The sequence below is a fragment of the Legionella bozemanae genome (assembly GCF_900450575.1).
Lineage (GTDB): Bacteria > Pseudomonadota > Gammaproteobacteria > Legionellales > Legionellaceae > Legionella > Legionella bozemanae.
In genome coordinates this window covers 3814326-3822764 of the sequence record NZ_UGGY01000001.1, presented here as the reverse complement: position 1 = coordinate 3822764, position 8439 = coordinate 3814326, and the positions used below count along the sequence as shown (strand labels likewise).

The following is an 8439-nucleotide window of genomic DNA, read 5'->3' as shown; positions in this document are numbered from 1 at the left end:
AACATAACTCCTCATCAAAGAAGGGTGGTAAAAAGAGTATAAAACTAATTAGCCACAGCATTTAAATATGCCACTGAAAGTACCTGGACAGCAAGATAATTAAGTATGAAATTAACTTTGCATGAAGTGAAAAAGTAGAATTTCTTCGATTCACCAAGGTGCTGCTGCAGGCAAATTATACTCAGGCTTTTGGATAAAGAAAAGTTATCCACAAAAAAAGTGTGGATATTTTTAAAAACACCACACAAATTACCCGAGAATCTATTTAAAATAAAGGCATCAATGGTTCACTAGGAAACACATTTAAAGTACCATTAATTAGAACAGGATGAGATAGATTTTCATTAAAAAAAGATAATCTGAATTTGTTTCCATGTAAATTTTTAAAATATGGACTAGCAAAGATGCGTTGTTCAATAGGAGCAGCTTCCCATTCCCTTTCATTTTGAACGCTTAAAGACATAGCAGCACTATATAATGTCGTTTTAAGATTACGCTCCATAGTCGCTTTACTCAATTGTTGATGCATATTTTTCATCAACAGATTGAGCTGTGTCTTTTTAAAATCTACAATTGACTCAGTAAATGCTTCATAAGCTAAGGCAGTGCCGCTGATTAATGCAAATAATAAAACCCCACATCCTAATAGAGGAAATGCTGCAAAACTGGAACATATTCCCATACCCGTTAATAAACCCGAAACTCCAGCACAGCACCCAGCAATAGAACCAAAAGTTCCTACAAAAGCAAAAAAAGCAGGAATCATTTTTTTTGAGGCAGGTACTGATTGTTGTGATACTTCATCAGCAATATTTTTTAATATATTTTTATTATTAGGAATGCATTGATTCAATTCATATTCTTTTTTAAGAAGTAATAAAATTTGATACAAAGGTGAATTTGTATCTACATGTTCTATTTTATCAAGATCCATAATGAGTATTCGTTTAAATAATTCATTAAAGTCTTCAACATTCTTTCCATATAAAAAGTAATTATTAATACTCTTTATATATTCGTTAATGTCAGTTAATAATTTTTGTTGATTTTTATGAAATTGATTTTGAAAAAGTTGTTCACTATTTTTCTGTTCTTGATAGGAAAAATAAAAAATAAGACTACTCACTGAAAAAAATAAAGTGATGGCAAGAATCCCTAAGGATAAAGAAAAAAAACTGGCGATAGTCCCGCCCAGTGCTGCGAATAAAATCCCAAACAATGGCCACGCAACGCCGGATCCCGAACCAATTCCATTTAAAACTGATTTTAAAAAAACCATAATTATTCCTAAGCAATCTAAAATCATTGTACGTAGAGAGACGCAAATGATTCGTATTTGTTCTCTAAAAAAACATATCTTTTCTGTAAAAGCAGCACAAATCAATAAAACTAAAGCTAAAACTTTAAATTAAGAAACCGAGAAATACTGATAAAATTTTTTAAAAATCGTAGTTCTGTATTTCATGACATAGACTATCCTCAAGCTTCATTTTTAATCAGTACCAGCAAAAAAAAGTTCAGCAAATCAAGAAATGCATGAAAAAAATATCTAAGAACAAAATAAAACGATTAAATTTAAATCATCTTGGATCAAGTTAACTATGAATAAATGGGATCAAATATAGGGAATAAGATGATGATAAAGCAATGAATAAATCAAAACACAAAGATACATACAAATAGATCACAGGGTAAAAAAGAGCTTACGAACAAAGTTATTTATTAATTAACTTATTGATTTCAAATAAAATAAAATAGTTATCAACAAGAGATAACTGACACAATAACAACAAAAAATTAAAAAATATAAAATGATATAGTTATTAACAGGTGAGAAATTTAGGTGTAAAAAAGAAAATAGACAAAAAATAATCAGATCACAAAATTGACAGTAGAAAAAAAGTTATCTATTATTGCCAGCCTCATAATTTTATTAGCAGGTTCATCATGAAACGCACCTTTCAACCCAGTAATTTAAAACGTAAACGTGATCATGGTTTTCGTGAGCGTATGGCTACTCGCGTAGGTAGATTAGTAATTAAACGTCGTCGTGCTAAAGGCCGTAAGCGTTTGACTGCTTAAGTGTTTGCTTTTAAAAAAACACAGCGATTATTAACAAAAAATGATTATAATCATGTGCTTGAACAAGCGAAGAAAATTGTAACATCCGAATTTATCGTTCTCTTTAGAGAGAATAATTTAGGTTATGCACGACTTGGGCTGGCGTTGTCGAAGAAACTGATAGCAAAAGCTCATGATCGAAATCGTATTAAACGGCTGTTAAGAGAAAGCTTTCGACAACAAGAATTACCTGCAGTCGATGTGGTTTTTTTAGCAAGACAAGGCGTAGCAAAACAAACAAATGCAATTATAAACGCTAGAATGGGCAAAACATGGAAAAAAATAATCTCATGTTACGAAAAATAGTTTGCTTACCCATCAAACTATATAAGTATTTGATTAGCCCTTTGTTAAAGCCAAGTTGCCGATATTACCCAAGTTGTTCACAATATGCTGAAAGTGCTATCCAACAATGTGGCATAACCAAAGGTATATGGATGGCTTTAAAAAGAGTATTGCGTTGCCACCCATGGTCACGTGGTGGTTATGATCCTGTACTCCCCAACAACGAGAATCATTGATGGATATACGACGTATTGTTTTATATGTGGCGCTTGCGCTAGTAAGTTTATCACTTTGGAATGCTTGGCAGATTGACTATCCGCCAAAGCCAGTACCCACAGAAAACACGATAAGCCAAGAGAAAAGTGGACAGCCTTTGTTACCGCAAGTAACCCCATCCAATACGTCAACATCAACCCCAGTTAATCCAATTGCTGAACAAACTAAAAGCAATAATGCATCTCTAATCCATGTTAAAACAGATGTTTTAAACGTGTCTATTGATCTACAACAAGGTGATGTTGTTGCAAGTCAACTTCTTGATTACCCGCAAAGCGTAGATGAAAAGAATAAACCGTTTCTTCTTTTACAAAATCAGCCCAACGAACGTTATGTTGCTAACAGCAATCTTTTTGTTGCCTCAGGACAAAACGTTCAAGCACTTGACTTTAATTTTACAGCATCAAAACAACAATTCGAATTAGGTCCCGATCAAAAGCAATTAGTCGTAACTCTTAGTGGAAAAAGTGATGATGGACTTGATGTAAAAAAAGAGTTTACCTTTACAAAAGGTAGCTATCTTATTGAAGTAAATTACAAAATTGCTAATAGGGGAAACAGCGATTGGACGGGATATTTGAATACCCAGCTGTTGCGTAGCTCACCCAAAGAAGATAAGTCAAGTGTGTTTCACGTTGGCTCCTATACGGGCGCATCCTATTCAGAACCAGGAAAACACCGCTATCAAAAGGTAAGCTTTAGCGATATGAATAAAGCAAACCTGGATGTAGACAGTAAAGGCGGTTGGATTGCCATGCAACAGCATTATTTTTTAAGTGCTTGGATTCCCCAACCTGATTCGAACAATAAATTTTATACTCGCGCTGCAAATAATGATTATATTATTGGTTCTGTAAGCAAACCGATTACACTGAAGCCAGAAGAGCAGACAACAGTTGGTTCCAAGTTGTATATAGGCCCGGAAATCACCAGCGTATTAAAAAGTATTGCCCCCTCGCTTGATCTTACTGTTGATTATGGAATTTTATGGTTTTTATCTTCACTATTATTCTCATTGATGAAAGCAATTTATAATTTTGTGGGCAACTGGGGTTGGTCAATCGTTTTAGTTACGGTATTAATTAAATTAGCTTTTTATCGTTTATCTGCTGCCAGCTATAAGTCAATGGCGGGGATGCGTAAATTGCAACCTAAATTACAAGCTTTACGTGAGCGTTATGGCGATGATAAAGCAAAAATCAGCCAAGCTACCATGGAACTTTATAAACAGGAAAAGGTAAATCCTTTAGGTGGCTGTTTACCTATCTTAATCCAAATTCCTGTATTTATTGCTCTGTATTGGGTTTTATTGGAAAGCGTTGAATTAAGACAAGCTCCATTTATCTTATGGATTAACGACTTGGCTTCACCTGATCCTTATCATGTATTGCCATTAATCATGGGTGCTACAATGCTGATTCAACAAAAACTGAATCCAGCACCACCAGATCCAATGCAAGCAAAGATCATGATGTTTTTGCCTGTATTGTTCACTGGCTTGTTCTGGAATTTTCCAGCTGGTTTAGTGTTGTATTGGATTGTGAATAATGCCTTGTCCATATTGCAACAATGGTACATTACACGTAAATATTCCGATGAAAAACCTGCAAAGAAACTTGTTTCAGTTAAATAAATAAATGTCTACAACAGAAACCATAGTAGCCATAGCTACCCCGCCTGGCAGAGGCGGTGTAGGAATCATACGCTTATCAGGTCCAGAAGCATACACAATAGCTTATTCGCTTAATGGCAATAAACCATTGACTCCACGTAGAGCGGCTTTTTGTTCCTTTTATTCATTCTTTGAACAAGTTCTATCACCACAACCCGATGCTTTAATTGATCAGGGGATAATGATTTATTTCAAAGCACCTCATTCTTTTACTGGTGAGGATGTTGTTGAAATTCAAGCACATGGATCTCCTGTTGTGCTCGATATGCTTATTAAAGCATGCATTCATTTAGGGGCCCGAATGGCACGTCCAGGGGAGTTTTCTGAGCGCGCATTTTTAAATGATAAAATTGATTTAACGCAGGCTGAAGCAATAGCTGATTTAATTCAGGCCAGTTCGCAAACTGCAGCGCGAATGGCTTTAAAATCATTACAAGGCGAGTTTTCAAATAAAATCAATCAATTAAACGAAAAGATTATTTATCTACGTCTCTATGTAGAAGCAGCAATAGATTTTCCGGAAGAAGAAATTGACTTTTTGAACGACGGTAAGGTAGCCTATTTACTACAAAATATTTTAATTGAATTGGATGAGATACGTGCGCAAGCCAATCAAGGAGTGATCTTACGTGAAGGCTTATCTGTAGTCATCGCTGGCAGACCCAATGCAGGTAAATCAACTTTGATTAACTGCCTCGCTGGGCGAGATGTTGCTATAGTTACGGAAATTGCTGGTACAACTCGTGATGTGATGCGCGAACATATTTTACTTGATGATATTCCACTACACATTATTGATACCGCGGGTTTACGTGATTCTGATGATTTAGTTGAAAAAGAAGGAATTAAAAGAGCTTGGCAAGAGCTAAAGAAGGCAGATTGTGTTTTGCTCGTCGTTGATGTGAACGATCTGGAACACCATCATTATTTAACAAAGGAAATTAAAGCAGCATTACCGCAAGAAGTTCCCATTATTACAATATTTAATAAAATTGATACCTTGAGTCGCAGCGCGCAAATACAAAATCATACAATCTATCTCTCTGCTAAATCAGGTGAAGGGATTGATAGTCTAAAACACGTAATAAAGCAGGTAGTAGGTTATCAACCGAATGAAGGCCACTTTCTTGCCAGAAGACGTCATTTACACGCATTAGATGAAGCAAAAAATTTACTTACTACTGGTCAACAGCAATTAACAGTGCATCGCGCGGGGGAGTTATTGGCAGAGGATTTGCGCCGTGCCCATCTAAGCTTATGCGAAATAACCGGTGAATTCAGTTCTGATGACCTATTGGGACGCATTTTTTCCAGTTTCTGCATTGGTAAATAAGCCTAGTTTTCCTTTGTAACAGCCTAATTTACGTCTTTTACTGTTTTGAAACATTGTGTAAAAAAAACATACAAAAACATCTTGTCAAAATGAAAGTCAAATGATAATGTACTTATAAAAACACTTTGTAAAATTTTTGTAAAGAAGGGGGTTGTCATGGCTGTTTCAAAACAAAATCCTATTAGTAGCGATAAGGAAAAGTTTTTTAAGCAACTTCATGGTCGTCAGCAGATAACCCTAGAAGAAATTCAAAATGAAGCGGAAAAGGAAAGTTATACCGTTATATTAGAAAATCAAAAAGCGCTCGAAGCTGAATTCAAGCACATGTTTGCTGTGTTACAAATGCAAAAAGATGAAGATGAAGAAAGAAATAAAGCTTTTTGGTTGTATTGCTACTATTGCGCGACTCTTTTAGAAACCTTTCATAAAGCCTATGGACAGCAAAGCAAAGAAGCTGACTATAAAAAATTTAAGGAAAAAATTAAGAAACATTTATTGAAGGAAAAAGAGGATGCAAAAGCTGAAGAAGAGTTTATTGACTCACTAAAAAATAGCTTTCTCGATAGTTTTAAAAACTTATGCACTGCACCGGCTCACTTGTCGCGAATTCGTGACTATGTTGCGTATTCCAATTTATGCCGCGTGTATTGGGTATTTTGCCGCTTGACCTTAGTATCGGGTTTTACTCTAGCAAAGGAAACGCATTTTCTTGAAAAGCTGGATAAAATATTAGGTACGCATACGGATGCCGATAAAATAATCGATACGCTTAAGGCACCCAATGGCGTATTGAATTATTTCAGTGTGGGTTTATTTTTATTCCGTTTTGCAATTGATTTCGGTCTATTACTTCGCCATACCTTTTGCCCTAAAAAGGGGGAAGGCAATAATACGCCTGAAGAAATGTGGGCACGCTTTAAATTTGAATTTTATAAACGCCACTGTAATTTTGCCAATGATTTGGTATGGGCAACAGTTAATTTCTTAACTAATTTTAATCATATTACCCATATACCTGATCCTACTGCTGGGGTAATTACTGCAGCCTTCTTAGGGTTTGATGTGTGTATGACTTTATATAAATGTTATTTGGCTAAGCGGGAATATCTGGCTAAGAAGACACAATACGAGAAGGAAATAGAGGATTACCGCAACAAAGCGTTATTTACCCATTTGTCTCAAAAGGAGCGGGATGCGCATATAGCCATGCTTGAAAAGCAAATTATAGAGCTGGAAATTGACTGGCGCACGAAAGAAGCAACATTTTATTTTAATGCCGCCGCCGCAGCTTTATTGATGTTTGGTTTTTCAGCCTCATTACTGTTTACCGGACCAGCTATACCTGTTGTTTGTTTCTTTGCTTGTACCATTGCTGTAGCAATGTATCTCTCTTCTGATGCTTATTCGAAGTATCAGGAAAAAGGTTATCGTTTAGAGTTAGGCCATCTTAAAGGAAAAGAGCTGGAAAAAGCACGTCAGGAATATGAAGCTGCACGTAATGATTTTTATTTTACTTTGGCCAAGAATGCAATTGTACCTACCCTTTTAATTGCTACTTATGCTGTATGTTGGCCTGCAGCAATTGCTTTAACTGTATTGTATATGGGTTATGAAATTTATCATGCATACGATCAGCACCAAAGCAAAAAAGAGGCGGAAAGGTTAGCTTTAGAAGGCCCTAAAGAAGACGATTTTCTTGATGATATATATGATGAAGAAGATGCACGCCTATTAAATAAAGAAGAGAATATAGATATAGATAACTGTTGCTTTATTTAATTTATGTAGCCTGGGTGAAGCGAAGCGTAACCCGGGTTTTCTTTTTTAAGTGATTAAAACCCCCGGATTACGCTTCGCTTCACCCAGGCTACGTTGATTGATTTTTTATTGCCAATGCTTTTTCATACAATTCATTTTTACTGCCATTGCTTAGCTTACAGGCAATGGCTACTGCTTGCTTGAGCGGTAACTCATCCAATAATATTTTCAGTAATTTTTCATGAGCACCTGGCTCAGGAGCAGTTGGACGCGGAGGAATAAGCAGCACAAACTCTCCTTTTACATGTGCCGGCTCTGCTAAAAGCCAGTTTTTGACTTCAAGCAAAGTACCGGTAATAAAACGTTCAAACGTTTTGGTTAATTCTTTTGCCAGAACAATCTCGCATGTTTGACCAAAGAGTTCACCGATATCATCAATGCATTCAAGAATACGGTGGGTCGATTCATAAAAAATTAAAGTATGCGGTTCTGTACGTAAGGTTTCCAATTTGCTTTTTCTTGCCTGCTGTTTTGCTGGAAGAAACCCTAAAAATAGAAAAGAATCACAAGGAATGCCAGCTGCGCTAAGTGCAGTAATTAATGCACACGCTCCAGGAACAGGGATAACGGGAATATGGGATTGACGCGCTAATTTTACTAATAAAAAACCAGGGTCGCTAATTAATGGTGTACCCGCATCGCTGATTAATGCTACTGATTTCCCCGCTAAAAGTTGTTCAATAACGTGTTTGCTTTTATCATTTTCATTATGCGCATGCAGTGATTCAAGATTATTTTTTATCCCTAAAGAAGTTAATAGCTGCACCGAATGGCGTGTATCTTCAGCTAAAATAAAATCAACTGATTTAAGTACTTCTAATGCCCTAAACGTAATGTCCTCACGGTTTCCTATTGGAGTTGCAACGATATAGAGAGTTCCTATGCCTGTTGCTAGTGAGTTAGTCATGGTTTATCCTCTTGCGTTATTGCTTAT

General features: G+C 36.0%; 8 protein-coding genes. 6 read left to right on the top strand and 2 right to left on the bottom strand.

What is annotated here, in order from left to right; all coding sequences use genetic code 11:
• Window positions 1-265: 265 nt before the first annotated feature.
• Window positions 266-1279 carry a hypothetical protein gene (locus DY223_RS16910; RefSeq protein ID WP_058459579.1) on the bottom strand — a complete coding sequence of 338 codons (1014 nt, stop codon included), beginning with the start codon at window positions 1277-1279 and terminating at the stop codon, window positions 266-268.
• Window positions 1280-1947: 668 nt separating this feature from the next.
• Here DY223_RS16910 and rpmH point away from each other — a divergent pair.
• The 6 genes from rpmH to DY223_RS16880 all read left to right on the top strand — a co-directional run bounded on the left by rpmH (window position 1948) and on the right by DY223_RS16880 (window position 7466).
• On the top strand, window positions 1948-2082 hold the full coding sequence (rpmH, locus tag DY223_RS16905) for a 50S ribosomal protein L34 (protein WP_058459580.1): 135 nt from the start codon (window positions 1948-1950) through the stop codon (window positions 2080-2082).
• On the top strand, window positions 2083-2427 hold the full coding sequence (gene rnpA / locus DY223_RS16900) for a ribonuclease P protein component (RefSeq protein WP_058459581.1): 345 nt from the start codon (window positions 2083-2085) through the stop codon (window positions 2425-2427).
• Window positions 2394-2642: a membrane protein insertion efficiency factor YidD gene (yidD, locus tag DY223_RS16895; protein ID WP_058459582.1), complete on the top strand. Its 249-nt coding sequence runs from the start codon at window positions 2394-2396 to the stop codon at window positions 2640-2642. The genes rnpA and yidD overlap by 34 nt, the downstream gene beginning before the upstream one ends.
• The gene (gene yidC, locus DY223_RS16890; protein WP_058459583.1) at window positions 2642-4315 is read left to right on the top strand and encodes a membrane protein insertase YidC; all 1674 of its coding nucleotides are present in this window, start codon (window positions 2642-2644) and stop codon (window positions 4313-4315) included. Before yidD ends, yidC begins: the two co-directional genes overlap by 1 nt.
• Before the next feature lie 4 nt (window positions 4316-4319).
• Window positions 4320-5687 carry a tRNA uridine-5-carboxymethylaminomethyl(34) synthesis GTPase MnmE gene (gene mnmE, locus DY223_RS16885; RefSeq protein ID WP_058459584.1) on the top strand — a complete coding sequence of 456 codons (1368 nt, stop codon included), beginning with the start codon at window positions 4320-4322 and terminating at the stop codon, window positions 5685-5687.
• A gap of 156 nt (window positions 5688-5843) precedes the next feature.
• A complete protein-coding gene (locus tag DY223_RS16880; RefSeq protein ID WP_064115089.1) occupies window positions 5844-7466 on the top strand; it encodes a hypothetical protein in 1623 nt (540 codons plus the stop codon).
• 88 nt (window positions 7467-7554) lie between these two features.
• Here the strand turns inward: DY223_RS16880 and rsmI are convergent, their stop codons facing one another.
• Window positions 7555-8412, bottom strand: coding sequence for a 16S rRNA (cytidine(1402)-2'-O)-methyltransferase (rsmI, locus tag DY223_RS16875; RefSeq protein WP_058459585.1), 858 nt, complete (start codon window positions 8410-8412; stop codon window positions 7555-7557).
• Window positions 8413-8439 lie beyond the last annotated feature (27 nt).

Bases quoted from the DNA above. Each gene is read 5' to 3' on its own strand.
- DY223_RS16880 (WP_064115089.1), top strand. From the start codon at position 5,844: ATGGCTGTTTCAAAACAAAATCCTATTAGTAGCGATAAGGAAAAGTTT.
- yidD (WP_058459582.1), top strand. From the start codon at position 2,394: ATGGAAAAAAATAATCTCATGTTACGAAAAATAGTTTGCTTACCCATC.
- rpmH (WP_058459580.1), top strand. From the start codon at position 1,948: ATGAAACGCACCTTTCAACCCAGTAATTTAAAACGTAAACGTGATCAT.
- rsmI (WP_058459585.1), bottom strand. From the start codon at position 8,412: ATGACTAACTCACTAGCAACAGGCATAGGAACTCTCTATATCGTTGCA.
- mnmE (WP_058459584.1), top strand. From the start codon at position 4,320: ATGTCTACAACAGAAACCATAGTAGCCATAGCTACCCCGCCTGGCAGA.
- DY223_RS16910 (WP_058459579.1), bottom strand. From the start codon at position 1,279: ATGGTTTTTTTAAAATCAGTTTTAAATGGAATTGGTTCGGGATCCGGC.
- yidC (WP_058459583.1), top strand. From the start codon at position 2,642: ATGGATATACGACGTATTGTTTTATATGTGGCGCTTGCGCTAGTAAGT.